The organism is Janthinobacterium tructae (assembly GCF_006517255.1).
GTDB classification, from domain to species: Bacteria; Pseudomonadota; Gammaproteobacteria; order Burkholderiales; family Burkholderiaceae_D; genus Janthinobacterium; species Janthinobacterium tructae.
Genome location: NZ_CP041185.1, coordinates 1,171,302 through 1,197,564, shown reverse-complemented (window position 1 = coordinate 1,197,564; position 26,263 = coordinate 1,171,302). Strand labels below are relative to the sequence as shown.

General features: G+C 62.8%; 21 protein-coding genes. 9 read left to right on the top strand and 12 right to left on the bottom strand.

Annotated features, from left to right (window positions below; genetic code table 11):
* Positions 1–18 precede the first annotated feature (18 nt).
* Positions 19–3,261, top strand: coding sequence for a PAS domain-containing protein (locus tag FJQ89_RS05235; protein WP_243136428.1), 3,243 nt, complete (start codon positions 19–21; stop codon positions 3,259–3,261).
* Here the strand turns inward: FJQ89_RS05235 and FJQ89_RS05230 are convergent.
* Genes FJQ89_RS05230 through FJQ89_RS05215 form a run of 4 tightly spaced genes read right to left on the bottom strand, consistent with a single transcriptional unit; the run spans position 3,258 to position 11,688 of the window.
* Positions 3,258–6,140 (bottom strand): PAS domain-containing protein, encoded by a 2,883-nt coding sequence (locus FJQ89_RS05230; RefSeq protein ID WP_168208368.1) that lies wholly within the window; start codon positions 6,138–6,140, stop codon positions 3,258–3,260. The genes FJQ89_RS05235 and FJQ89_RS05230 overlap by 4 nt on opposite strands.
* 7 nt (positions 6,141–6,147) lie before the next feature.
* Positions 6,148–7,338 carry a hybrid sensor histidine kinase/response regulator gene (locus FJQ89_RS05225; RefSeq protein WP_243136427.1) on the bottom strand — a complete coding sequence of 397 codons (1,191 nt, stop codon included), beginning with the start codon at positions 7,336–7,338 and terminating at the stop codon, positions 6,148–6,150.
* The gene (locus FJQ89_RS05220; RefSeq protein ID WP_141169339.1) at positions 7,328–8,209 is read right to left on the bottom strand and encodes a CheR family methyltransferase; all 882 of its coding nucleotides are present in this window, start codon (positions 8,207–8,209) and stop codon (positions 7,328–7,330) included. Before FJQ89_RS05220 ends, FJQ89_RS05225 begins: the two co-directional genes overlap by 11 nt.
* Complete coding sequence (locus tag FJQ89_RS05215) at positions 8,209–11,688, bottom strand: response regulator (RefSeq protein ID WP_141169338.1); 3,480 nt, start codon at positions 11,686–11,688, stop codon at positions 8,209–8,211. Before FJQ89_RS05215 ends, FJQ89_RS05220 begins: the two co-directional genes overlap by 1 nt.
* 278 nt (positions 11,689–11,966) lie before the next feature.
* On the opposite strand from FJQ89_RS05215, the gene FJQ89_RS05210 reads away from it, so the two are divergent.
* Positions 11,967–12,419, top strand: coding sequence for an Hsp20/alpha crystallin family protein (locus tag FJQ89_RS05210; protein ID WP_141169337.1), 453 nt, complete (start codon positions 11,967–11,969; stop codon positions 12,417–12,419).
* 177 nt (positions 12,420–12,596) lie between these two features.
* Here the strand turns inward: FJQ89_RS05210 and FJQ89_RS05205 are convergent, their stop codons facing one another.
* Positions 12,597–13,943, bottom strand: a complete 1,347-nt coding sequence (locus tag FJQ89_RS05205; protein WP_141169336.1) for an MFS transporter — start codon at positions 13,941–13,943, stop codon at positions 12,597–12,599.
* Positions 13,944–14,160: 217 nt separating this feature from the next.
* Between FJQ89_RS05205 and cyoA the strand changes: the two genes are divergently transcribed.
* The 7 genes from cyoA to FJQ89_RS05170 all read left to right on the top strand — a co-directional run bounded on the left by cyoA (position 14,161) and on the right by FJQ89_RS05170 (position 20,926).
* Entirely contained in the window at positions 14,161–15,144 is a 984-nt protein-coding gene (gene cyoA / locus FJQ89_RS05200) for a ubiquinol oxidase subunit II (RefSeq protein ID WP_243136426.1), read from the top strand.
* An 84-nt stretch (positions 15,145–15,228) separates the two neighbouring features.
* Positions 15,229–17,232 carry a cytochrome o ubiquinol oxidase subunit I gene (cyoB, locus tag FJQ89_RS05195; RefSeq protein ID WP_071077268.1) on the top strand — a complete coding sequence of 668 codons (2,004 nt, stop codon included), beginning with the start codon at positions 15,229–15,231 and terminating at the stop codon, positions 17,230–17,232.
* Positions 17,225–17,863 (top strand): cytochrome o ubiquinol oxidase subunit III, encoded by a 639-nt coding sequence (gene cyoC / locus FJQ89_RS05190; RefSeq protein ID WP_071077269.1) that lies wholly within the window; start codon positions 17,225–17,227, stop codon positions 17,861–17,863. Before cyoB ends, cyoC begins: the two co-directional genes overlap by 8 nt.
* Positions 17,860–18,246, top strand: coding sequence for a cytochrome o ubiquinol oxidase subunit IV (cyoD, locus tag FJQ89_RS05185; protein ID WP_071077270.1), 387 nt, complete (start codon positions 17,860–17,862; stop codon positions 18,244–18,246). Before cyoC ends, cyoD begins: the two co-directional genes overlap by 4 nt.
* Positions 18,243–19,067 (top strand): SURF1 family protein, encoded by an 825-nt coding sequence (locus tag FJQ89_RS05180; RefSeq protein WP_141169335.1) that lies wholly within the window; start codon positions 18,243–18,245, stop codon positions 19,065–19,067. The genes cyoD and FJQ89_RS05180 overlap by 4 nt, the downstream gene beginning before the upstream one ends.
* Positions 19,051–20,400 carry an ATP-binding protein gene (locus FJQ89_RS05175; protein WP_141169334.1) on the top strand — a complete coding sequence of 450 codons (1,350 nt, stop codon included), beginning with the start codon at positions 19,051–19,053 and terminating at the stop codon, positions 20,398–20,400. Before FJQ89_RS05180 ends, FJQ89_RS05175 begins: the two co-directional genes overlap by 17 nt.
* Positions 20,390–20,926 carry a response regulator transcription factor gene (locus FJQ89_RS05170; protein ID WP_099763725.1) on the top strand — a complete coding sequence of 179 codons (537 nt, stop codon included), beginning with the start codon at positions 20,390–20,392 and terminating at the stop codon, positions 20,924–20,926. Before FJQ89_RS05175 ends, FJQ89_RS05170 begins: the two co-directional genes overlap by 11 nt.
* Before the next feature lie 336 nt (positions 20,927–21,262).
* On the opposite strand, the gene FJQ89_RS05165 is transcribed toward FJQ89_RS05170, so the two are convergent.
* From FJQ89_RS05165 to FJQ89_RS05135, 7 genes are all read right to left on the bottom strand, one after another.
* A complete protein-coding gene (locus FJQ89_RS05165; RefSeq protein WP_141169333.1) occupies positions 21,263–21,748 on the bottom strand; it encodes a GNAT family N-acetyltransferase in 486 nt (161 codons plus the stop codon).
* 49 nt (positions 21,749–21,797) lie between these two features.
* Complete coding sequence (locus FJQ89_RS05160; RefSeq protein ID WP_141169332.1) at positions 21,798–22,253, bottom strand: hypothetical protein; 456 nt, start codon at positions 22,251–22,253, stop codon at positions 21,798–21,800.
* Positions 22,254–22,393: 140 nt separating this feature from the next.
* Positions 22,394–22,759 carry a hypothetical protein gene (locus tag FJQ89_RS05155; protein ID WP_141169331.1) on the bottom strand — a complete coding sequence of 122 codons (366 nt, stop codon included), beginning with the start codon at positions 22,757–22,759 and terminating at the stop codon, positions 22,394–22,396.
* A 27-nt stretch (positions 22,760–22,786) separates the two neighbouring features.
* Positions 22,787–23,587, bottom strand: coding sequence for a phosphonate ABC transporter, permease protein PhnE (phnE, locus tag FJQ89_RS05150; RefSeq protein WP_141169330.1), 801 nt, complete (start codon positions 23,585–23,587; stop codon positions 22,787–22,789).
* Positions 23,584–24,420 (bottom strand): PhnE/PtxC family ABC transporter permease, encoded by an 837-nt coding sequence (locus tag FJQ89_RS05145; protein ID WP_141169329.1) that lies wholly within the window; start codon positions 24,418–24,420, stop codon positions 23,584–23,586. Before FJQ89_RS05145 ends, phnE begins: the two co-directional genes overlap by 4 nt.
* Positions 24,414–25,226 carry a phosphonate ABC transporter ATP-binding protein gene (locus FJQ89_RS05140; protein ID WP_141169328.1) on the bottom strand — a complete coding sequence of 271 codons (813 nt, stop codon included), beginning with the start codon at positions 25,224–25,226 and terminating at the stop codon, positions 24,414–24,416. The genes FJQ89_RS05145 and FJQ89_RS05140 overlap by 7 nt, the downstream gene beginning before the upstream one ends.
* A 163-nt stretch (positions 25,227–25,389) precedes the next feature.
* Positions 25,390–26,256 carry a putative selenate ABC transporter substrate-binding protein gene (locus tag FJQ89_RS05135; protein ID WP_141169327.1) on the bottom strand — a complete coding sequence of 289 codons (867 nt, stop codon included), beginning with the start codon at positions 26,254–26,256 and terminating at the stop codon, positions 25,390–25,392.
* Positions 26,257–26,263 lie beyond the last annotated feature (7 nt).

Genomic DNA, 26,263 nt, shown 5'->3' with positions numbered 1-26,263 from the left:
CTGCAAGAGGGGTGCCCCATGGTATATTCCGGGCATCAGTTTCCCCTCCTTATCGACACGGTGCACGCAAACAACATTCTTTCCTTGCTGGACGCCGAGCATAGTGCGCTGGGCAGTATCGCGGCAGGTGCCGACCTGGCCCATGCATTGGAGCATTTGTTGCTGGCGTTGCAAGACCTGGCCGATGGCGGCGCGCATGCCTGCCTGCTGCTCATCGACGAGGCCGACTGCTTTTGCGGCTTGGCCGCGCCCAGCCTGCCACAAGACCTGTGTCTGGCCCTGCGCCACGGCGGCGAACAGCCTTCGCCGTTCGGCATGGCGGCCTTTTCCGGCGCGCCCGTCTATTGCGGCGACATCACGCGCGATGTGCACTGGAGCGCGGGCCGCAAGGAAGCCATGCTGCACGGCTACCGCGCCTGCTGGGTCGCCCCCGTGTTCGGTGCCAAGGGGCATATCCTGGGCGTGCTGGGCCTGTTCTTCCCCGCGTCATGCCATCCCACGCAACCCGAAATCGAACTGCTGGCGCTGGCCGCGCGCGTGGCCGCGCATGTCATCGAGCGGGGCCAGCTGGAAAGAGCGCTGCACGACAGCCGCGAACACTTTCATTACTCCATAGAACTCAACACGCAAGTGCTGTGGACGGCTGACATCGACGGCAAGCTCGACTATGTGGCGCAGCGCTGGCGCGAATGGACGGGCGGCAATGGCCTGGGCACCAGTTGGCTGGACGCCATCCACCCCGACGATGTGCCCCATTCCCTGGCGGCCTGGAGCGAAGCGCTGGGCAGCGGCCAGCCCCTGGACCAGGAGATGCGGGTGCGCCGCCAGGACGGCCGCTACCGCTGGGTGCACTCGCGCGCGTATTGCCGGCTCGACGAGCGGGGACAGCCCGTGAAATGGTATGGCTCGTGCGAAGACATCGACGAGCACTGGCAGGCGCGCAATGCCTTGCTCGACAGCGAGGCACAATTCCGTTCGCTCGCCTCGACCATGCCCAACCAGGCCTGGCTGGCGCATGGCAGCGGCGCTACCTACTGGGTCAATGAGCAGGTGTGCGAGTACACGGGGCAATCGCTGAAGTCGCTGGTCACCAGCGGCTTTCGCCACTGCGTGCATCCGGACGACGTGCAGGCCACGCAGAAAAGCTGGGAGCGGGCCGTCGCCACGGCCAGCGCCTACGAACACGAGTTCCGCATGCGCCGCGCCAGCGACGGCGCCTACCGCTGGTTCCTGGCGCGCGCCTTGCCCCTGTTCGACGAGGCGGGCACGGTGCTGCGCTGGGTGGGCACGAATACGGACGTGCAGGAACAGAAAAACGTGCTGGAAAAGATGGCCTACCTGAATTCCTCGCTGGAAGTGGAAATGGCCAACCGCACGGCCGACCGCGACCGCATGTGGCGGCTGTCGACCGACATCATGCTGGTGGCGGACCTGGCCGGCATGATCATCGCCGTCAATCCCGCCTGGAGCAAGATCCTGGAGCGGCCGGAAATCGAATCGCTGGGCATGGATTTCATCAGCCTCGTGCATCCGGACGACCGCATGGCGGCCTTGCAGGATTTGTCGCGCCTGGCCCATGGCGCGCCCACCTTGCGCATGGAAAACCGCTACCGGCGCCGCGATGGCGGCTACCGCTGGATTTCCTGGACGGCCGTGCCGGCGCAAAAGCTGATCCACGCCATCGGCCGCGACGTCACCGATGAAAAAGAGGCGCGGCTGGCGCTGGTGCGCAGCGAGCAAGCGTTGTTGCAGGCGCAAAAGCTGGAATCGATCGGCAAGCTGACGGGCGGCGTGGCCCACGATTTCAACAATGTGCTGCAAATTATCTCCGGTAATTTGCAGTTGCTGAAGCTGACGGTGGCCGATAATCCACAGGCGGCCAGACGCCTCGATTCGGCGGCCTCGGCCGTCGAGCGGGGCGCCAAGCTGTCGTCGCAACTGCTGGCCTTTGCGCGGCGTCAACCGTTGAAGCCGCTGGTGACGGACCTGGGCCGCCTGCTGCGCCGCATGCATGAGCTGATCCGCCGCGCCCTGGGCGAAGCGGTCACCGAGGAAACCTTCATCAGCGACGGCTTGTGGCATACCCTGGTCGACCCGAACCAGATGGAAAACGTGCTGCTGAACATGGCCATCAATGCGCGCGACGCGATGGACAAGGGCGGTCGCCTGACGTTCACCTTGAGCAATGTCACGCTCGATGCGGCCTACGCCAGCCTGCATGCCGACGTGCTGGAGGGGCAATACGTGCTGCTGACCATCACCGACACGGGCCATGGCATGGAGCGCGACGTGATTGACCAGATTTTCGAACCGTTCTTCACCACCAAGCGCGAAGGCGAGGGTACGGGCCTGGGCCTGTCCATGGCCTACGGCTTCATCCGCCAGAGCGCGGGCCACATCAAGGTACACAGCGCGCCCGGTGCCGGCACGACGTTTAAAATTTACCTGCCCCGTTCGCTGGAAAAGCTGGCCGAACCGCCAGCGGGCCTGACGGGCCCGGTGCTGGGCGGCGGCGAGACCATCCTCGTGGTGGAAGACGATGCGCCCGTGCAGCACACGGTGGTCGACATGCTGCGCGGCCTCGGCTACGACGTGCTGCATGCGGACGACGGCGCCTCGGCGCTGGCCCTGCTGGGCACGGGCGTGACCGTCGACCTGCTGTTTACGGACGTGGTCATGCCCGGTCCCGTCAGCAGCAAGGAGCTGGCGCAGCAAGCCCGGCTGCTGCTGCCGGAGCTGGCCGTGCTGTTTACCTCGGGTTATACGCACAATGCCATCATGCAGGGCGGGCGCCTGGACCCGGGCGTCGAGCTGTTGAGCAAACCTTACCAGCGCGAAGACCTGGCGCGGCGCATCCGCCATGTGCTGGCCGACCGCCGCCTGGTGGGCGCGCCCGACCCGTCCGGGCGGCGCATCCTGCTGGTGGAAGACAATGACGATGCGCGTGAAATGACGACCGAGATGCTCAATATGCTGGGGCATACCGTGCATGGCGTGGCCAGCGCCGAGGCAGCCTTGCCCCTGCTGGCCATGCCGGGCCTGGAGGTGCTGGTGACGGACATCAGCCTGCCCACCATGTCCGGCCTGGAACTGGCGCGCCATGCGCGCGCCCACTGGCCGCAGCTGGAGGTGGTGTTTGCGTCCGGCCACGACTGGGGCGCCAGCCTGATGCAGGACGCCAGCGCGCGCTTCCTGCGCAAACCGTTTGGCCTGGAAGAGCTGGCCGGCGCACTGAAGGCGCGCCGGCAGGACGTTTACTAGGTTGGCGCCTGAAGGGCGTGCTGCAATTGCTCGACGGTAAATGGTTTCACCAGGAAGCGTGCGGCCGGGTCCAGCACGCCGGAATTGGCGGGTGCATGGCCGGTGGAAAATACCACTTCCAGCTGTGGATAGTCGCGCGCCGCCAGCTCGGCCAGCTCGGCGCCCGACATCTGCGGCAGGCTGATATCGGTCAGCAGCAGTTCCAGTCCCGGCGTGCCCAGCAGGGGCAAGGCTGCCTCGGCCGTGCCCACGGCCAGCACCGTGTGTCCCAGCATGGCCAGCAGTTCGCTCGTCATGGCGCGCGCATCCGCATTGTCCTCCACCAGGAGGATATGGCGTCCTGCCGGCAGTGCCGGCGCAGGTTGCGGCGCCAGCTGCGCGCGGTACTGCTGCAGGGCCGTCACGTGGCGGCCGTTGGCCAGCAGGTGGCGGATGCGCCGCGCCAGGTCTTCGCGCCGGTACGGCTTGCTCAACAACTCGACGCCAGGCTCCAGGCGGCCGCCCTGCATGATGGCGTCCTGCGTGTAGCCCGAGGTAAATAGTACCGCCAGATGCGGCAGCAGCAGCCGGGCCTGGCGCGCCAGTTCCGTGCTGGCGACCTTGCCCGGCATCACCACATCCGTAAACAGCAGGTCGATGGGGACGCCGCTGCTGACGATGGCCAGCGCGCTTTCGCCATCGCTGGCGCGCAGCACGCCATAGCCGAGGCCGCGCAACATGTCGACCACCGTCGTCTGCACCTGCACGTCGTCTTCCACGACGAGTATGGTTTCCTTGCCACCGAGCACGGGGCCGCTCAATTGCAGCGGCAATTCCGTTTCCGCTTCGAGCGAGCGCGGCAGGTAGATGCGGAAGGTGCTGCCATGGCCGGGCACGCTGTCCACCGTCAGGTGGCCGCCGCTCTGGCGCAGGAAGCCGTACGCCATGCTTAACCCCAGGCCCGTGCCTTCGCCTTCCTTCTTCGTCGTGAAGAATGGTTCGAAAATCTTGTCCAGCAAGTCGGCGGGAATGCCCGAGCCCGTGTCCGAGACGGTCAGCTGCACGTAATCGCCGGGCGCCACGTCCGCATGGCGCGCCGCAAAGTCGCTGTCCAGCACGCTGTTGCCCAGTTCGATGGTCAGCTGGCCCTGGCCATCCATGGCGTCGCGCGCGTTGATGGCCAGGTTAAGGATGACGTTTTCCAGCTGGTGCGGGTCGACCAGGGCGCGCCAGCAATCGTCGGCCAGCAGCAAACGCGTCTCGATGCTTTCTCCCGTGGCGCGCCGCAGCAGCTCTTCCGTCGAACGCAGCAGTTGCGCCAGGTCCGTCACCAGCGGTTTCAATGGTTGACGCCGCGCAAAAGCCAGCAGCTGGGCCGACAGCTTGGCGCCCCGTTCCACGGCGGCCGAGGCGCTGGCGATGCGCCTGGCGGCCAGCGCGTCGTCGTCCAGGGTCATTTGCAGCAGTTGCAGATTGCCGGAGATAATTTGCAGCACGTTATTGAAATCATGGGCCACGCCGCCCGTCAGCTTGCCCAGCGCTTCGAGTTTTTGCGATTGCAGCAGGGCCATCTCGCTGTGGCGCAACGATTCCTGCATGCTGCGCAAGGTGCTTTGCGCTTCCTTTTCCAGCGTGACATGGCGCCCGGTGGCAAACACCAGGTCGCCTTCGGGCGCCGCCACCCACGACAGCCAGCGGTGGCCGCCCTCGCGGTGCCGGTAGCGGTTTTCAAAGCTGGGCATGGCTTCCTGCGTCACCTGCGCCAGCGCCAGGCGCGTGGCGGCGGCATCCTCGGGCAGCACGAAGTCGAACAGGCTGCGGCCCAGCATTTCCTCGGGCAGCCAGCCCAGGATGGCGGCCGAGGCCGGGTTGACGGCGGCAAAGCAGCCTTCGGCATCGATGGCCACCATCAGGTCTTGCGCGCTGCGCCACAGCCGCTCGCGCTCGCTGTTGCGCGCGGCCAGTTCCGCTTCCAGCTTCTTTTCCACGGTGATGTCACGCGCGCTGCAATACACCTTCTCGCCCTCGGGCACGGCGACCCACGACAGCCAGTGCCAGCCGCCCAGCTTGTGGCGGTAGCGGTTTTCGAAGCGCAGCGCCGGCTGGCCCTGGTTGGCCGCCTCCCAGGCCGCATGGGTGCGCGGCAAGTCGTCCGGGTGGACCAGTTCCAGGAAGCGCGTCGTGCGGATTTCTTCCCTGGACCAGCCCAGCGTGGCTTGCCAGGCGGGATTCGAGTGCTCGAAATAGCCGTCGAGGTTAAGCACGCCCAGCAAATCGGGGCTGACGTTCCAGGTGCGGCCGAATTCGCGCGTGCGCTCGGCCACCTGCATTTCCATGCTGGCACTGAGCGCGCGCAGCCGCGATTCCGCCTGTGCCCGCAGGATGGTTGACCAGACCCGTTCCGACACTTGCACCGCCAGTTCGATCTCGTCCGCGTGCCACAGGCGCGCCGCGCGGCTGTGCACGACGAACAGGGCGCCCAGCCGGCCCTCCTTGGCGATGGGAATGTTCAGGAAGGCACGGATGCCCAGGCGTGCAAACGTGGCCAGCGCGGCCGGCGTGGCGGTGCGCGGGTCGCTGGCCACATCGCTGACGGCCAGCGCCTGGCCGGCGGCCAGCGCATCGGCCAGGCGGGCCGCATAATCGCCGAGAAAATATTCGCCGGCAGCACCGGGCGCCAGGCCGTCGCTCCACGCATGCTGCAGGGTGGGGCATTGCAGGGTCTGGTCGATATCGAAACAAGCCACTTGCTGTGCGCCCAGGCGCTGGCCCAGCAGCTGCGCCGACAGCGAGAGGATTTCGCCCGTGTCGTGCAGCAGGCGCAGCCGGCGTTCCAGTTGCAGCAAAAAGGCCACGCCGCTGGTGCCGGCCTGGCTGCGGGGGGCAGGTGTGCGGTTCATGCCGGCCTCAGCTGCCGGCCAGGGGCAGGGTGACGCTGAACAGGGCGCCATTGCCGGGCTGGCTTTGCAGGGTGATGGCGCCACCATGCGCATCGACCAATTGCTTGGTGATGAACAGGCCCAGGCCCAGCCCGCCCGTGCGGTCCTGGTGCATGACGCGCTCGAACGCGTCGAAGATGCGTTCCTGATCGCGCGCATTGATGCCGATGCCATGGTCGCGCACTTCGATGACGGCGCTGTTCTTCGTGTGCGCCAGGCTGATTTCCACGGGCTGGCCCTGGCCGTAGCGCACGGCGTTGCTGATCAGGTTGACAACGATCTGCTCGACGCGGAAGGCATCCCAGAACCCCTGGATCGGCTCGAAGGCCATCACTTCCAGCACGCTGCCCGTCGTCGCCGCATACGGTGCCAGGTCGTCCGCCACCCGGCGTACCAGGCTGGTCAGGTCGACGGCTTCGCGGCGGATCGACAGCTTGCCGCTGGTGATGCGCGACACATCGAGCATGTCGTCGATCAGGCGCACCATGCTGCGGATTTGCCGCCCGTCGCGCGCCACCATCTTGTTCAGCTTGTCCGGCTCGAAGGCGGCCAGGTTGCCCCGTTCGAGGTTGACGGTGCGCATCTGCGTTTCCAGGAACAGCGTGTTCAGGGGCGTGCGCAGTTCGTGCGCCACCATGGACATGAATTCGTCGCGCAGGCGCAGCGAACGCTGCAGCTCAGCCTGGGTGGCGCGTAATTCTTTCAATAGGGCTTCCTGCTGCTGGCGGCTGTGTTCCAGCGCCTGCACCTGGCGCCGCGACTCGCTGCGCTGCTGGTGCAGGGCCACGAAGACGTTGACCTTGCTTTGCACGGCATTGATATCGAGCGGCTTGTGCAGGAAGTCGACGGCGCCGCTTTCATAGCCCTGGAAGGCGAAATTCATTTCCTTGCCGGCCGCCGTGACGAAGACGATGGGGATGTGGCGCGTCTTCTCCGTGCCGCGCATCAATTGCGCCAGCTCAAAACCATCCATTTCCGGCATTTGCACGTCGAGGATGGCCAGCGCGAAATCGTGTTCCAGCAGCAGGGCCAGCGCTTCTTCGCCCGAGGAGGCCTGGTAGACGCTGCGGTCGCTCTCGCGGATCAGCGCATTGAGCGCGCGCAAGTTTTCCGGCAAATCGTCGACGATCAGCAGTTTGGTGCTTGTTTCATTCATCATGTTTCATTCCTGGCATGTGCCGTCCAGCGTAATGGGAAGCGGCGTGCGACGGCGCACGCTTGCGGTAGAGCTTTTCGGGACCCGGCAATGGCTCGAAGTCGGCGGCAAAGCGGGTGAAATGCGTGCTTTCCTTGCTGCCCAGGCCCAGAAAGCCCCGGTGGCACAGCGAGTCGTGGAACAGGCCCAGGGCCCGTTCCTGCAAGGTTTTATTGAAGTAAATCAGTACGTTACGGCACAAAATCAATTGCGTTTCAATAAAGACGCTGTCCGTGGACAGGCTGTGGTCGGCAAAGTTGATCCTGTCGAGCAGGCGTTGCTGGAAATGCGCGGTCGCATGCTCGACCGTGTAGTACTCGGCCAGCTGGCCCAGGCCGCCCGCGGCCAGGTAGTTGTCGCCGTAGTCGGCCATGCGGTGCAGCCGATACACGCCGCGCGCGGCCGTGGCCAGCGCTTGCGGGTTGATGTCGGTGGCGTAAATCGTGCTGCGCTCAAGCAAGCCTTCCTCGTGCAGCACGATGGCCAGCGACAGCGCCTCTTCGCCCGTGCAGCAGCCGGCCACCCAGAGCGTCGGCGACGGATAGGTTTTCAGCACGGGCACCACCTGTTCGCGCAAGGCGCGGAAAAACGCCGGGTCGCGGAACATTTGCGTGACCGGTACAGTCAAAATCTGCAGCAGCTTGCCAAAGGCGGCCGGGTCGTCCAGCACCAGTTGCTGCAAGGAGGGCAGGTCGGCGCAATGCAAGCGCTCCAGCGCCTGATGCAGGCGCCGGCGCTGCGAGGGTAACGAGTAGTCGCGAAAATCATAGCTGTAGCGCTGACAGATCGCCTCCATCAGCGCATGCAGTTGCGCGTCCGTGTAGCGCAGGGACATCACATGCGTTCCATCTTCGGCATCCACACGCGCAGCAGCGAATACAAGCGGTCCAGGTCGATCGGCTTGGCCAGGTAATCGGACGCGCCCGCCTGCAGGCATTCTTCCTGGTCATTTTTCATGGCCTTGGCGGTAATTGCGATGATGGGCAGCTTGTTGTAGCGGCCATCGGCGCGGATCAAGCGCGTCGCTTCCAGGCCATCCATGCCCGGCATCATGACGTCCATCAAGACCAGGTCGATATCGTCCACGCTGTTGAGCTTGCTGATGGCCTCAAAGCCGTTGCGGCCGATTTCCACCACCACGCCTTTCTGTTCCAGCGCATTCGTCAGCGCAAAGATATTGCGCACGTCGTCGTCCACCAGCAAAATCTTGCGGCCTTCAAACACGCGTTCGCGGCTGCGTACCTGCTGCAGCATGCCCTGGCGCTCGCTCGACAGTTCCGACTCCACCTTGTGCAGGAACAAGGTCACTTCGTCGAGCAGGCGTTCGGGCGAGCGGGCGCCCTTGATGATGATCGAACGCGAGTATTTCATCAGGTCCGCCTCTTCCTCGCGGCTCAGGTTGCGGCCCGTGTAGACGATGACGGGCGGGAACGAGCACAGTTCTTCATGTTCCATGCGTTCGAGCAATTCGTTGCCTTGGATATCGGGCAGCTTCAAGTCGATGATCATGCAGTCGAAAATCTGCGTCTTCAGTAATTCCAGCGCCTGCTCGCCCAGCGCCACGGCGGTGATTTCCACATCGTTGTCGCTGATCAGGTGGACCACGCTTTCGCGCTGGCGTTCGTCATCTTCAACCAGCAGGATGCGCTTCATCTTTTGCGTGAATTTCGATTCGAGCTTGCGGAACACTTCCTTCAGCTGGTCGCGCGTGCGCGGCTTGGTGGCATAGCCGATGGCGCCCAGCTGCATGGCTTCCTGCATCTGGTCATTGCCGGACACGATGTGCACGGGAATGTGGCGCGTCAACGGGTTTTCCTTCAATTGTTGCAAGACCAGCAAGCCCGGGCGGTCCGGCAAGCCCATGTCGAGCAGGATGGCGTCGGGCAGGAACTCTTGCGCCAGGCGCAAGCCTTCGTCGGCGCCGTGCGCCACCAGGCAGCGGTATTGCATTTCATGCGCGAGGTCGAACAGGATGCCGGCAAACGAGGGCTCATCCTCGATCACCAGCACGGAACGCTGGCCCGTCTTGCCTGGGGGCGCACTGTTCCGGTCATCCTGGAAGGTGGGCAGCGGCACGGGTTTTGCGGCGGGCGCCGCCTTGGGCGCCGCGGCGATTTTTGCGGGCGCTTGTGGCGCCGCTGCCGGCACTGTCGCCGCTTCCCCGGCGCGTTCCGGCATGACGGCCGGCAGCACCAAGGTAAACGTGCTGCCCTGGCCTGGCGTGCTGGCCAGCTCGATGCTGCCGCCCAGCAAGGCGGCCAGATCGCGCGAAATCGACAGGCCCAGGCCCGTGCCGCCATAGCGGCGGCTGGTGGTGCCGTCGGCCTGGTGGAAGGCGTCGAACACCTTTTGCTGCTGGTCGTCGGCGATGCCGATGCCGGTATCTTGCACCTGGAAGCGCACCTGGCCCGCCGCATCGGTGCTTACGTGCAAGGACACGGTGCCCGTATCGGTGAATTTGATGGCGTTCGACAGCAGGTTTTTCAGGATTTGCTCCAGGCGCTGGCGGTCGCTGACCAGCGACGGCGGCGCGTTCGGCGCCACGCTGATATTCAACGCCAGTTTCTTTTGCTGCGCCTGGGCGCCGAACAGCATCTTCATGCTGCTGAGCAGCTCGTCGAAGGGCACGGCTTCCGGCGTCAATTCCAGCTTGCCCGCCTCGACCTTGGAAATGTCGAGGATATCGTTGATGAGGGTCAACAAATCATTACCGGCCGAATAAATGGTTTGTGCAAACGTCACTTGCTCGGCCGTCAGGTTGCCGCTGCTGTTGTCCGACAGCAGCTTCGACAGAATGAGCGAGCTGTTCAACGGCGTGCGCAGCTCGTGCGACATGTTCGCCAGGAATTCGGATTTGTAGCGGCTGGCACGCTGCAGCTCTTCCGCGCGCGCTTCCAGCTGGGCGTGCGCCTGGCCGATCGCCATGTTCTTCTGGTCCAGCGACAGCGCCTGCACGGCCAGCTGTTCGTTCGACTGCTCCAGCGCCGCTTTTTGCTCTTCCAGGTGGGCTTGCGACTGTTCCAGCACGCGCGACTGCTCGCCCAGCTCTTCATTTGCCGTGCGCAATTCTTCCTGCTGCACTTCCAGCTCTTCATTCAGTTGCTGGGTTTCTTCCAGCACATTTTGCAGGCGCTGGCGGTACAGGGCCGCTTCCAGCGACGTGCCGATATTGGTGGCAATCAGGTTCAGCCATTCCTTGGTGCGGGCGCTGACGGGATGCGTAAAGCCCAGTTCGATGACGCCGTTGACGACGCCTTCATTGTTGACGGGCGCCAGGATCAGTTCCAGCGGCGCGCCGCTGCCCAGGCTCGAGGTCACGGTCAGATAATTGTCGGGTACTTGCTGCACATGCTTGAGCTTTTTCTCGCGCGCGGTCTCGCCCACCAGGCCTTCGCCCAGCTTGAAGACCTGTTTTTCCTTCACGCCATGTTCATTGAAACCGTACACGGCCGTGCGGCGCAGGCTGCCATCCTCGTCGACGACGTACAGGGTGGCGACGGCCACGTCGAGCCGGTCGGCCAGGAAATCGAGCACGTGCCGGCCCAGTTGCGGCAGGCCCAGCTGACCGCTCGTATGGGCCGCCAGCTCCGTTTGTCCCGTGCGCAGCCAGGCTTGCTCCTGCAGCACCTCGTTATCCTTGCCGCGCTGCTCGAGCGCATCGTTGTAGATGCCGGACAGGCGCAGCAGTTCGCGCCGGCCCAGGTAGGCCAGCAAGCCGGACATGCCCAGGCTGAGGATCAGGAACACCACCACGGCCAGTATGGTACGGCCCTCGGCCGTGTCGGCCCGTTCCTGGCGCAGCCGTTGTTCCATGGACAGGAAGGCGAGGAATTCGCGGCGGATTTCATCGAATTCCAGCTTGCCTTCACCCTGGCGCACGCGCGCGAGGAAATCCTGGTTGCTGCGACGCTGCGCGATCACGCCTTCCGCATACTCCATCCACTGGTTTTGCAGCGCGCGGATGCGGCGCAGGCGGTCCGTCTGGATGGGACTGTCGGACACGAGGTCCAGCAGGGTCGTCATTTCCACGGCGATCTTGGCCTTGCCCGATTTATACGGCGCCAAAAACGTTTCGTCGCCCGTCAGCAAGTAACCGCGCATGCCCGTTTCCAGGTCGACCGACAGCTTCATGACTTCATTCGCATTGCCGATCACCCGTTCCGAATGCTCGACCGAGCGCAGAGCCGAGAGCAGGTAGGCGATCAGGCCGACAAACACGAGGGCTGTAGCGACCCCGATGACCAGCGGCAAGGTGACATTGCGGGCGAGGATGCGGCGAAAGCTGAAGGAATCGATCGGGGTCTTGGTATTCATCATGTCCGTGGTAGGCTGTCGCGAAAAAGCAATTTTAATTGAAATGCAAGTTTTCTGGAGATCAAGCAAAGCGTGCGCTAGCATAACAGCCTTGCGCTCACTTGCCGACTCGCAAGACGCTGCAAAGCGCGATAGCACACAGATAAAATTTAAGAAAAATCAAGCTTTTTACGATTGAGATAGATCAAAGAGATTGGCTGTTCGCATCCTAAGATGCAGGTGGTGGTGGCGTCCTGTAAACGTCGCCATGTGCAAGCCAGCCCACGCAGGAGGACATTATGGCCAATCATTTGATCCATCGCGATCCGCAGCACCTCTTGGGACGCCTCGATCCCTTCAGCGACATGGAAGAATTCATGCACGACTTTTTCGCGCCCGCCTTGCGCCTGCGCGAGGGAGCTTCGTCACGCATGCGCGTTGACATCGCCGAAACCGAACAAGCCTATCAGGTGCAGGCGGACATTCCCGGCGTCAACAAGGACGATATCCACGTCTCCATCGACGGCAACCGCGTCTCCATCAGTGCCGAACTCAAGGATGAAAGAGTGACGCGCGACGGCGGTGGCAAGATCGTGCGCAGCGAACGCGAGTACGGTCAGCAATACCGCAGCTTCATGCTGCCGCATGAGGTGGACGAGGCCGGTGCGCAGGCGCGCTACCAGAATGGCGTGCTGCTGCTGGACTTGCCGAAGAAGGAGGGCAAGGGCGGGCGGCAACTGGCGATACAGTGAGCCGGGCCGTGCGTAGGTCAGATTAGCGCAGCGTAATCTGACAATCTTCGTGGCGGCGCCTGTCGGCTTACGTCCTACGGGCTAAGCCGACCTACGAAAAAACGCCGGACGGTGCCGGCGTTTCTTGGGGTGTTCTGGGGTGGCAGCGCGCTGCCACCCAGATTGCCTCTATATATGTCAGTCGCGTATTTCCAGTGCCCGGTTCAGGCTCAGGGCAGCCAGCGAGGCGACGGCGCCCGACAGCAGGTAGAAGCTGACATAGGCGAGGCCGAAGTTGGCCGACAGGCCCAGCGCCACCAGCGGGGCAAAGCCGGCACCCACCAGCCAGGCCAGGTCGGATGTCAGGGCCGCGCCCGTGTAGCGGAAGCGGGCAGGGAAGTTGGCCGTCACGGCACCGGCTGCCTGGCCGTAGGACAGGCCCAGCAGGCTGAAGCCCACGAGGATGAACACATCCTGGCCCGCATTGCCGCCGCCCATCAGGGTCGGCACGAAGGCGCTGAAGATGGCGATCAGCACGGCCAGCACGCCCAGGGTGGTGCGGCGGCCCACTTTATCGGCCAGCAAGCCGGAAATCACCACGCCGACGGCAGCCAGCACGGCGCCCAGCATCTGCACTTGCAGGAAGTCCGAAGCGGAACGCGTCTGGTAGACGGAAATCCAGGACAGCGGGAACACGGTGACCAGGTGGAACAGGGCGTAGCTGGCCAGCGCGGCGAGGGCGCCGATCAGCACGTTGCGACCCTGGCCGCGGCCCATTTCAAACACGCTCACGGGTTGAAGTTCGCGTTCGTCCAGCAGGCGCGCATATTCATTCGTCGACACCAGGCGCAAGCGGGCAAACAGGGCCACCACGTTGATGGCGAAGGCGACATAGAAAGGATAGCGCCAGCCCCAGTCGAGGAACTCTTCATCGGTCAGGGAGGTCAGCATGAAGCAGAACAGGCCGGCGGCAAGCAGGAAGCCGAAGGGCGCGCCCAGCTGGCCCAGCATGGCATACCAGCCGCGCTTGTTTTCCGGCGCGTTCAGGGCCAGCAGCGATGGCAAGCCATCCCACGAACCGCCCAGCGCAACGCCCTGACCGATGCGCAGCACGGACAGCCAGATGATGGCGGCAAAGCCCAGGTGGGCGTAGGTCGGCAGGAAGGCGATGCCGGCCGTCGACACGCCCAGCAGGAAGAGGGCGATCGTCAGCTTGGCGCTGCGCCCCATGCGGCGCTGGATCTCCATGAAGATCACGGTGCCGAACGGGCGGGCGATGAAGGCAAACGAGAAAATCAGGAAGGCATACAATGTGCCCTCCAGGCGTTCTTCGAACGGGAAGAAGACGCGCGGAAACACCAGCACCGAGGCGATGGCGTAGACAAAGAAGTCAAAGTATTCGGAAGCGCGGCCGATGATCACGCCGACGGCGATCTCACCGGGGTCGATATGCGATTCGACCGTGCCGGCCCCGCTTGCGTCGCGCAGGGAGTGGGGGGAAAAGTCGGCGGGTACATCGCCGCTGTGTGTGCGCGTGCTGGACATGATGATCGTCTCCAATATAGTTTCGAGTTCGGCCAACGCGTAACATACTCCGGGTGTCTCACGCCCGGAGTAGGACTATTCATCAGGTAGTCGTAGGAAAACTCCGCGCCTACGCAGTGAAAGTCCGAGCAAGGGGTAGGACAAAACGTCCAATTGCCAACGCGCTCCAGTGAGAATACAGTACCATATCTTCATCCCCTGTACTGGACTTTCCTGTATGTTTTCATTAAAAGTTCGTCGCGGACTGCTACTCTTACCTCTCGCATTGTTGGCTGGTTGCAATACGGTTGTACTGAATGCGTCCGGTGACATCGCAGTTCAGCAAGGCAATCTGATTGTCATCTCGACATTGCTGATGCTGTTGATTATCGTTCCGGTAATCGCCCTGACCCTGCTGTTTGCATGGCGCTATAGAAAAAACAATACCGCGGCCAAATACGAGCCGGACTGGGACCACTCGACTCGCCTCGAGCTGATCATCTGGGGTGCGCCCCTGCTGATCATCATCGTGCTGGGCCTGCTGACCTGGATCAGCACCCACACCCTCGATCCATACCGCCCATTGAGCCGTATCGACGCCAACCGCCCGATTCCTGCCAGCCACAAGCCGATGATCGTCGAAGTCGTGGCGCTGGACTGGAAATGGCTGTTCATCTACCCGGAGCAAGGCATCGCTTCCGTGAATGAACTGTACGCGCCCGTCGATCGTCCGATCCGCTTCAAGATCACCGCCTCGTCCGTCATGAACTCGTTCTTCATCCCCGCACTGGCAGGTCAGATCTATGCCATGCCGGGCATGGAAACGCAGTTGAATGCCGTCATCAACAAGCCTGGTGTCTACAAGGGCTTCTCGGCGAACTACAGCGGTGCCGGTTTCTCGGGCATGCGCTTCAAGTTCCACGGCGTGAATGATGCGGACTTTGACAAATGGGTGGCATCGGCACGTGCCGGTGGCGGCGCGCTGAACCGCGACGACTACCTGTCGCTGGCCCAGCCTAGCGAACGCGATCCGGTGCGCCGCTACAGCAATGTGCCGACCGATCTGTACAAGGCAATCCTGAACCGCACCATCGTTTCCGACGCCCTGTGCGTGACGCCGGTCGAGCCATACAAATTGTCGATGGCAAATAGCCCGGTAGCGGCCGTAACGGCAGTAGTCGCTAGCGATGCAGTGGTTGAAAAGGGCGTTCAAGCCAAGTAACAACTGCATGAATCCCGCAGCGCATTGCGCTGCAGATACTGGCGCCGCTTGCCTGGCGCCTCCCTTTTTTCTCTGAGAGTAACAATGCTAGACCATATTGATCTGACGAAGCTTATCTTCGGCCGTCTGACTTGGGATGCAATTCCATTTCACGAACCTATCCTGCTGGCGACCTTTGCGATGGTTGCCCTGGGCGGTATCGCACTCGTTGCGGCACTGACGTATTTCCGCGTCTGGGGTACCCTGTGGCGCGACTGGATCACCAGTATCGACCATAAAAAAATCGGTATCATGTACATGATCCTGGGCCTGGTCATGCTGTTGCGCGGCTTTGCCGACGCGCTGATGATGCGTACCCAGCAGGCGATCGCCTTCGGCGACAATGCCGGCTTCCTGCCACCGCATCACTACGACCAGATCTTCACCGCCCACGGCGTGATCATGATCTTCTTCGTCGCGATGCCTTTCGTGACGGGTCTGATGAACTACGTGGTGCCGCTGCAAATCGGCGCGCGCGACGTGGCTTTCCCTTTCCTCAATAACTTCAGCTTCTGGATGACCACCATGGGCGCCGCCCTGGTCATGGCTTCGCTGTTCGTCGGCGAATTCGCCCGCACGGGCTGGCTGGCCTATCCACCGCTGTCGGGCATCGTCGGCAGTCCGGACGTGGGGGTAGACTATTACATCTGGTCCTTGCAGATTGCCGGGGTCGGGACGCTATTGTCCGGTGTCAACCTGATCGCCACCATCGTCAAGATGCGTGCGCCAGGCATGACCTGGATGAAAATGCCCGTGTTTACCTGGACCGCACTGTGCACCAACATTCTGATCGTCGCCGCCTTCCCGGTACTGACGGCGGTATTGGCCATGCTGTCGCTGGACCGCGTTGCAGGCTTTAACTTCTTCACGACGGAACTGGGCGGCAACGCCATGATGTACGTCAACCTGATCTGGATCTGGGGTCACCCAGAGGTCTACATCCTGATCTTGCCACTGTTCGGCGTGTTCTCGGAAGTCGTCGCCACGTTCAGCAGCAAGCGCCTGTTCGGCTACGCCTCGATGGTGTACGCCACCTGCGTCATCATGATTCTGTCGTACCTGGTATGGCTGCATCACTTCTTCACCATGGGTTCGGGCGCCAGCGTCAACTCCTTCTTCGGCATCACGACGATGATCATCTCGATCCCGACGGGCGCGAAGATCTTCAACTGGCTGTTTACCATGTACCGCGGCCGTATCCGTTTTGAGTTGCCCATGCTGTGGACGATCGGCTTCATGGTCACCTTCACCATCGGCGGCATGACCGGCGTGCTGCTGGCCGTACCACCAGCTGACTTCGTATTGCACAACAGCCTGTTCCTGATTGCCCACTTCCATAACGTGATTATCGGCGGCGTGGTCTTCGGCGTGTTTGCTGCGATCAACTACTGGTACCCGAAAGCCTTCGGCTACAAGCTCGACGCGTTCTGGGGCAAGTGCTCGTTCTGGTTCTGGTTCGTCGGCTTCTACCTGGCCTTCATGCCGCTGTACGTGCTGGGCCTGATGGGCGTGACCCGTCGTGTCAATCACTTTGAAGATCCATCCTTGCAAATCTGGACCATCATCGCCTGGTTTGGCGCCGTCTCGATCGCGCTCGGTATCGCTTCCATGCTGATCCAGTTCGTCGTCAGCTACCGCAACCGTCACGCCCTGCGCGACGTCACCGGTGACCCATGGGGTGGCCGTACGCTGGAATGGTCGACGTCGTCGCCTCCGCCAGACTATAATTTCGCCTTCACGCCACAAGTGCACGAACTCGATGCATGGACTGACATGAAGAAACACGGTTACCAGCGTCCGACGTCCGGTTTCACGAAGATCCACATGCCGAAGAACACCTGGGCTGGTTTCGTGATCGCCGCACTGTCCGCACTGGTCGGTTTTGGCCTGATCTGGCAAATGTGGCTCGTCGCCAGCATCGGCTTCGTGATCATGATGATTGCGATCATCGTCCATACCTTTAACTACAAGCGCGATTACTACATTCCTGTGGAAGAAGTGGTCCGTACCGAAGACGCTTACACTAAATTGCTGAGCAGCCATGTCTGATACCATCGCCCATAACACCGGCGCCGCTGGCGCCGCACCAAGCACGCGCAGCTACTTTGTGCGCGAGCACCACCCGGAAAACGGCAGCTTGCTGGGTTTCTGGCTCTACCTGATGAGCGATTGCCTGATCTTCGCCTGTCTGTTCGCCACGTACGCCGTGGTGGGCCGCAACTACGCGGACGGCCCGACGGGCGCCGCGCTGTTCGACCTGCCGCTGGTGGCTGTCAACACGGCCATGCTGCTGCTGTCGTCGATCACCTACGGCTTCGCCATGCTGGCCATGCAGCGCAAGCAATTGCGCAGCACCCTGGTCTGGCTGGGCATCACGGGCCTGTTCGGCCTGGCCTTCCTGTCGCTGGAAATGTATGAATTCATTCATCTGATCCACGAAGGCGCCGGTCCGCAGCGCAGCGCGTTCCTGTCGTCGTTCTTCGCCCTGGTCGGTACCCACGGCTTGCACGTGACGTTCGGCGTGATCTGGCTCGTGACCCTGATGTTCCAGTTGAACAAGCATGGCCTGACCCCGGAAAACGGCCGTCGCATGATGTGCCTGTCGCTGTTCTGGCATTTCCTGGACGTCATCTGGATCGGCGTCTTCACCTTTGTCTACCTGATGGGAGTGCTGCCATGAGCGACCACCACACACACGGCGATAGCCACCACCATGACCAACACGATCATGGCAGTCTGAAAAGCTACACCATCGGCTTCATCCTGTCGGTGATCCTGACGGCCATTCCTTTCTGGCTGGTGATGGCGAAAGTCATCACCAATTCGGGCACCATGGGCCTGGTCCTGCTGGCGTTCGCGGCGGTGCAAGTGGTGGTGCACATGGTGTACTTCCTGCACATGAACACCAAGTCCGAAGGCGGCTGGAACATGATGGCGCTGATCTTCACGATCATGATCGTGGGCATTGCCATGGCCGGTTCCCTGTGGGTCATGTACCACATGAACCACAACATGATGCCGGATCTGATGCCTGAGTACATGCATACGAAAACGGCTCCATGATGAGTCAACCGCGCCCAAGCAACACCGGGCGCGCCCCTGGCGCCGCATCGCAAGATGCTGCGCCAGGCCCACGCGGCATGGTCGTGCGATATGCATTGGCCTTGCTGGCGGGGATCTTGTTTGCCGGTTTCTGTGCCCTGGGCACCTGGCAAGTCAAGCGCCTGTTCTGGAAGCTTGACCTGATCGAGCGCGTCGAACAACGCGTACATGCGCCCGCAACGGACGCACCTGGCCCCGCAGCCTGGGCCAGCATTACGCCACAAACGGATGAATACCGCCACGTGCGACTCTCCGGTACCTATCTCCCGATTTTCAATACCCTGGTGCAGGCAACGACGGCACTGGGCAGCGGTTACTGGCTGGTGACGCCCTTGCGCCTGGCCGATGGCAGCACCGTGCTGGTCAACCGCGGCTTCGTGCCGAAACGCGCAGGCATCGCCGCCAGCACGCCGGCCGGCATCGTCAATGTCGACGGCTTGCTGCGCATCAGCGAGACGGGCGGCGGATTCCTGCGCGAAAACAGTCCTGCCACCCAGCACTGGTATTCGCGCGACGTGGCCGCCATCGGCGCCTCGCACATGCTCACCAATGTGGCGCCATACTTTGTCGATGCGAAGGCCAAATCGGAAACGGCCGTTGATGCGCCCGTCGGCGGCCTGACCGTGATCTCGTTCCCCAACAACCACCTGGTGTACGCCTTGACGTGGTTTGCGCTGGCCCTGATGGTGGCCGGCATCAGCTGGTGGATCGTGCGCGAAGACAAGCGCCGCCGCGCCCGTGGCGCCCAGCGCCAGGAAAGCGACCATGCCGGGCAGGATTGAGATCCTGCCCAACCGCGAAGTCTTAGAGCGCGGTGCGGTGGCGGCCGAGATGGAACATCCGGCCGGCCACCAGAACATGAAGCTGCTGATCCAGCTGCGCTGGCTTGCCGTGATCGGCCAGATCAGCACCATCTTCGGTGTGGGCGTGGGACTGGGCATCGCCTTGCCCGTGCCCTACATGCTCGAAGTGCTGTCCTGCCTCATCGCTTTCAACCTGGCCAGCCTGCTGCGCTGGCACGAACGCCAGCCCGTGTCCAACACGGCCCTGTTCCTCGCCTTGCTGGTCGACGTCACCGTGCTGACGGCCCAGCTCTACCTGAGCGGCGGCATCAGCAACCCGTTTGCCTTCCTGTACTTATTGCAAGTCATCCTCAGCGCCGTGCTGCTGGAAGTGTGGTCGACCTGGATCATGGTGGCCATTACCAGCCTGTGCCTGGCGGGCCTGGCCTTGCTGCCCGGCCCCCTGATTCTGCCGATCGACCCCGAGCGGGGCTTTTCCAGCCTGTACGTGCAAGGCTTGCTGATCTGTTTTATCCTGAACGCCGCCTTGCTGGTGGTGTTCATCACGCGCATCAACCGCAACCAGCGCGCCGGCGACGCCAAGGTGGCGGACTTGCGCCAGCGCGCGGCGGAAGAAGAGCACATCATCCGCATGGGCTTGCTGGCCTCGGGCGCCGCGCACGAGCTGGGCACGCCGCTGGCAACGCTCTCCGTCATCCTCGGTGACTGGCGCCGCATGCCGGAATTGAGCAAGAACAGCGAGCTGCTGGAAGAAATCACGGAAATGCAGGCGCAGTTGCGGCGCTGCAAGAGTATCGTCAGCGGCATTTTGTTGTCGGCGGGCGAGGCGCGCGGCGAATCGTCCGTGAAGACGACGATCAACACCTTCCTCAACGACCTGGTCGATGAGTGGCGCAGCAGCCGCCCGATCCAGAGTTTCGAGTACGATAACCGCATCGAGCATGACGTGCCCGTCGTCTTCGATTCGACCTTGAAACAAACCATATGCAATGTGCTCGACAATGCGCTGGAAGCGTCGCCCGACTGGCTGCGCTTCGAAGCCACGCGGGAGGCGGATGCCTTGCACCTGGTCATTACCGATGCGGGCCCCGGTTTCGAGCCGTCGATGCTGACGCACCTGGGCAAACCGTATCAAAGCAGCAAGGGTAAGCCCGGTGGCGGCTTGGGTCTGTTCCTGGTGGTGAATGTCGCGCGTACCCTGGGCGGTACGGTGACGGCGCGCAACCGGGTGCAGGGCGGGGCGGTGGTGCATCTGGCCTTGCCGCTGGCGGCCATCAAACTGGAAAGAGAAAGCGACCACCATGCAGGATGACCGTCTGTTACTGATCATCGAAGACGACGCCGCGTTTGCCCGCACGCTGGGCCGCTCGTTCGAGCGGCGCGGCTACCAGGTCATCCTGGCCACCAATTTCGACGAAGCGAGCGCCTTGCTGGAACAGCATTGCCCGGATTATGCCGTGGTCGATTTGAAACTCAATGGCAATACGTCCGGCCTGGCCTGCGTGCAGATGCTGCACCAGCACGACCCGGACATGCTGATCGTCGTGCTGACGGGCTACGCCAGCATCGGCACGGCCGTCGAAGCGATCAAGCTGGGCGCTTGCCAGTACCTGGCGAAACCGTCCAACACCGATGACATCGAAGCGGCCTTCGGCCACGTGGCCGGCAGCGCCGACATCGAACTGAGCAACCGCGCCACCAACATCAAGACCCTGGAGTGGGAACGCATCCACGAAATGCTGGCAGAGACGGATTTTAATATCTCGGAAACGGCGAGAAGGCTGGGCATGCACCGGCGCACGCTGGCGAGGAAGCTGGAAAAGCAGCGGGTGAAATAATCACCGCGCAGTTTGGTTGTTGTCGAACGTCAGCTCGAGCACGCTGTCGTCGCTCGAGTCCGGATCCCGCATGCCCTTTACGCTGACCGACGCAGTCGCCTCCTGGCCCGCTCGCTCCTTGGCGTGATCCGTACCAGCATAGGCCTGTACCGCAGCGCCGCACAGACACGGCAGAAGTCCAGCGATTGCACGCATACCCATCTTTCTATTCATGAATGAAAACGTGAGTGTAGAAAAAACAGAGGTGGGGGCAGGCTGTTAAGGCTGAATGTCAATGGGGATGAATGAGGTGCTTGAGATCGCTGTTTTTCTACACTATGCGCATCTGTATTTGCTTCAATGCCGCCGCAGCCATTCCATCTTCTGCACCTGGATATGCGGATGGCTTTCCAGCGGCTCCCATTCCGGCAGGAATACAAAACCCTGCTTCTGGTAAAAGGCGGCAGCACGCGCATTCTCGGGCGCCACGTCGAGCACCAGCCGCGCGTGGCCATTCCCGACGGCACATTGTTTCACGGCCTCGACCAAGCCTTGCGCCACGCCCAGGCCGCGATATTGCTGCGCTACCCACATGGCGATCAGGTGGCACTCGCCATTGCCGGCCACCACTTGCGCGGCGAGGCCGATGGGGTGTTCTCCGTCAAAGGCGAGGAAAAACGTGCGCTGCGGCGTGCTGATGGCGCGCTGCTGCCAGTCGGCATCGGAAAAACCGGCCGCGCTGGCGTGGCTGGCGCCGAAGGCGGTGGGGGCGTCGAGCAGGGCGGCCAGACGCGTGGCTTTCAGGGCCGGCCAGTCGGCGCCGGTGGTGGGGCGGATGTGCATGGTCGTCTATCCGGAGTGGGTGTAGCGATGGCGCCGGCGCGGTGTGGGTCTAGCCCGCGTCCCGCAAGGTCTTCTGTACCTGCAGGCAGGTGCTCATGTACGCGCTATCGGCACCGCGCTTGTTGCCCGCGGCCTTGGTGGCACGCAGCACGGCTTCGAGCTCGTCCAGCGACGTGGTGGCGCGCATTTCCTCGATGCTCGGCCCCAAAGCGCAGGCGCAGAGGTTTTTCATCTTGGGCACGATGCTCTGGGTCCATTCCGGCATCTTTTCCAGATGCGCGAGCGTTTGCGCATGATCGGTGAAATTGGCACCCTGGGTATTGGCCTTGTCCATGTATATCTGGATCGCCGGTTCCGTCTGGGAGCGCATGCAACTGTTCATGACCGTTTCGATCAGGCCGACCCGGAACTCGTTGAATGGCAGTGGCTCCTTGGCGGCCACGCCGTGCAATGGCAAGGCGAGCAGTGAAGCGATGGCGATCCAATGCTTTGGTATCAAACGCATGACTTTATTTCTTTGCATGAAAACCTGCATGATAAGCCACATTTCCTATTGGCAACAAGCTATTGCAAGCCCATGCCTGGGGCTGGCCGGCTGGAACGCTGTCCAGCCCTGCTGCCGGACGAGCGATCCAGTCTGCCGCGTCAGGACTGGTCCCACACTTCAATCGTCAGCGGCTGTCCCGGCGCACAGGCGGCGATGCGCTCCCGATGCACGGTGATGCAGCCAGGCCAGCCCGTCAGTTGGTCTTGGGGGAAATCGCCATCCTGCGCCTCGGCGATGCCCGCCAGCAGCAGGGGCGCGATGACGTCCGCCGAGGCCGTGTAGCGGTTTGGAAAGCCGTTGCAGGTCAGCTGGGTCGCCTTGCCTTGTTGACACAACTGCGCGATCCAGTCTGCGCCGAACAGGCCCGCTTCCCAGGTAGCGAGAAACGCTTCCTTGTTGACTTTCGTCATATCGGCCATCTGTTCCGGTGTTTGCGTCGAGATAATGGTCCACCAGCCTGACATGGGTATTCCTTGTGAAAAGTGAAAAAATCAGCGGGTCATCGCGCGGCGCAGCACATAGCTGAGGCCATCGACGGCGGCCACCATCAGCAGCATGGCGACGATGACGGTCGCGGCGCTCTGCATCTGGAACAGCGACAGATGGTATTTCAGCATCTGTCCCAGGCCGCCCGCACCGACGACGCCGAGGATGGCGGCGGCGCGGATATTGTTTTCCCAGCGGTACAGCGTATATGACATCATCTGCGGCCCGCATTGCGGCAAGGTGGCGTACAAGAAGGCCTCGGCAGGGCGCGCGCCATTGATGCGCAAGGTGGCGGCGGGCAGGGGCGGGCAATTTTCAAACGCATCGGCAAACAAGCGACCCAGCACGCCCACCGTATGCAGCGCCAGCGCCAGGGTGCCCGCGAACGGGCCCAGGCCGGCGGCGATCAGCAAAATCGAGGCCCACACCAGTTCGGGGATCGAGCGCAGCACGTTGAGCACCGCGCGCGTGGCGTTGCGCGCCAGCTTGCCGAAACGCCCGCTGGCGGGCAGGGCCAGAAGCGCACCCAGGAGCGCGGCGATGACCGTGCCGATGGCCGACATGGCCAGGGTTTCAAAGGTAGCGATGCCGACCTTGATGAGAAACGCGGGCGCCAGTTCGGGCGGCGCGAAGCCGTGCAGGAAATCGGCACTGGTGCGCACGGCATCGGCGCTGAAGAACTCGCCCCATTTCAAGGGCAGGGTGGCGAAGCTGGCGACGACCAGCAGCACCAGGCCGGCCAGCAAGGCCCAGGTCGACCAGCGCACGGGAGGGGCAACCGGCAGCATGGAGGTGTCGCCCTTCATGCCAGCCTCCGGCGCAGCATGGCCGAGACCGCATCGGCGCCCGCCACCAGCAGCACGAACACCATCAGCATGGTGGCCAGTTCATTGCCGGCCATCATCTTCATCGATTCATCCATGCGCTGGCCCAGGCCGCCCGCACCGACAAAACCCATGACGACGGAGCCGCGGATCGCGCACTCCCAGCGATAAATCGTGTACGACACCAGTTCGGCGGCCGATTCGGGCAGGGCGCCGTACAGCAGGGCCTTTAATCTGCCGCTGCCGTTGTGCAATAGCGCGTTGCAGGCGGACGCATCCGACGATTCGAGGATTTCCGCGTAGACCTTGCCCAGCATGCCGCAATACGTGAGGGCGATGGCGATCACGCCGGCCGTCGGCCCCAGGCCGACTATGCGCACCAGCAATAGTGCCCAGACCAGTTCCGGCACGCTGCGCAGCAGCACCAGCACCGCACGCACACTGTGGCGGACGCTGGCGGCCAGCGGCGAAACGGTGCCGCTGCCGATGCGCGAAATCGACAATCGCTCCGTCACCAATAAAGTCAGCGGTATGGCCCCCAGCATGGCCAGCGCCATGCCGGCCGTCGCCATGGCGATGGTTTCCCAGCTGGAAATGGCCACCAGTTGCAAAAATTCCAGCGAGTGAGCGGGCGGCACGAAGCTGGCAAGGAATTGCCAGGTGGCGGCCAGGCTTTGCGCATCGAACAGTATCCACGGCTTGAATTCGGCTTGCACCAGCATCGGCCACAGCACCAGCAGCACGATGGCAGCGCCGGTCAGGCGGCCGCGCCAGGCGGGATCGCGCGGCAGGGCGGCGTTGGCGCTCTTCAGCAAAGCGGCCTCGCGGCGTCCAGTTTCGCGTCCACTGCCTCGAACTGCGGCGCCGGATCGGCCTTGTTGCGGTACAGCCGCTCTATCATGGCGTCGCTGACCTCGCTGCTGGGCAAGTCGAAGACGATCTTGCCGTCGCGCAGGGCGACGATGCGCGTAAAACAGGCGCGCGCGATATCGACCTGGTGCAGGCTGCAGATCAGGGTGGCGTTGCGCGCTCTTGCTTCCGCTTGCAGCACATGGATCGTTTGCAGGGCCAGCGTGGGGTCGAGCGCGGACAGCGGTTCGTCGACGAGGAACGCTTGCGCATTCGACACCAGCGCGCGCGCCATGCCGCAGCGCTGGCGTTCGCCGCCGGACAGGCGGTCGACGCGCGCATACAGTTTGTCCTGCAGATTGAATTTGCCTAAAGCCTCCCACGCGGTGCGCGGGTCGACGGGGGCCAGCAGGGAACGCATCGCCGTCCACAAGCTCCATTGCGGCAGCCGGCCCGCCAGGACGGCGTTGACGACGCGCTGGCGCGGCGGCAGCGGCGGCGTTTGCGGCGCCAAAAACAGGCGCGCACGCAAGGCGTGGCGCTCGGCGCTGCCGATCAGCCACGGAGAACTGCCGAGGACGCTCAAGGTGCCGGACTCGGGGCGCAGCGCGCAGGCCAGCGTGTGCAGCAGACTGGTCTTGCCGGCGCCGGAGGGGCCGATCAGGGCGATCTGTTCACCTTGCGCCACGTCCAGGTCCAGCTCGCGCAGGGCCAGCGCATTGCCGGCGGCGCCCGCGTGGTGGACGCAGATCTTGTGAAGTTGGAATGTCATGCGATGTTTCGGTTTTTTGGGGCGGTGTCGGATTACGCCATGCAAGGGCAACGTAGGTCGGATTAGCGGTGAAGCCGCGTAATCCGACACAGTGAAGCCAACAATGTTGTCGGATTACGGCCTCCGGCCTAATCCGACCTACGGTGAAACGCGTCGGCGTAAATTACTTCAACAACTTCGCATCGCGCGCAGCCGCTTCGATATCCTTGTAGTTCTCGGCCTTGGTCGGGATGAACTTCGTGGCGCGCTGCAGGTCGAGGATTTCCTTGCCTTCGGGCGTGGATGGGTCCAGCGCCAAGAAGGCGTCCGTCAGCTTCTTGCGCACGACGGGGTTCATGTCGGCGCGCACGCTCCAGTTGTAATCGTAGTAGCCTGGTGTCGTGTAGAACACGCGCACCTTGGCTGGGTCGACTTTTTTCGCTTCGACTAGCTTTTCCCACACGGAAATGTTCAGCGTGCCCGCATCGACCTTGCCGCCGGCCACGGCCGCCACGGTGGCGTCATGTGCGCCGGAAAATGCGATGCGTTTCATGTCCGTGTCCGGATTGATCTTGGCGGCCAGCAAGTAGTAACGTGGCATCAAGTGGCCGGAGGTCGACGATTCCGAACCGAACGTGAAATTCTTGCCCTTCAGGTCGGACAATTGATTGATGTCCTTGCTGGTGGTGACGAACACGGAGCGGAACTTCGTGTCTTCCTCGCGCTGCACCAGCGGCACGATCTTGCCGCCGCTGCGCACGTTCGCTTGCACGAAAGTAAAACCGCCGAACCAGACCATGTCGAGCTTGTTATTGATCAAGCCTTCCACGGACGCCGCGTAATCGGTGACGGGCGTAAATTCCACCTTCATGCCCAGCTTCTTTTCCAGGTAGCTGCCCAGCGGCTTGAATTTGCGCTGCAATTCCGTCGGCGCTTCGTCGGGGATGGCGGACACGCGCAACACTTGCTGCGCTTGCGCCAGGCCGCTGTGGATGGCCAGCGTGGCGGCAACGGTGGCCAGGATGGCGGGGAGTTTGGAGAATTTGGTCATGGGACTG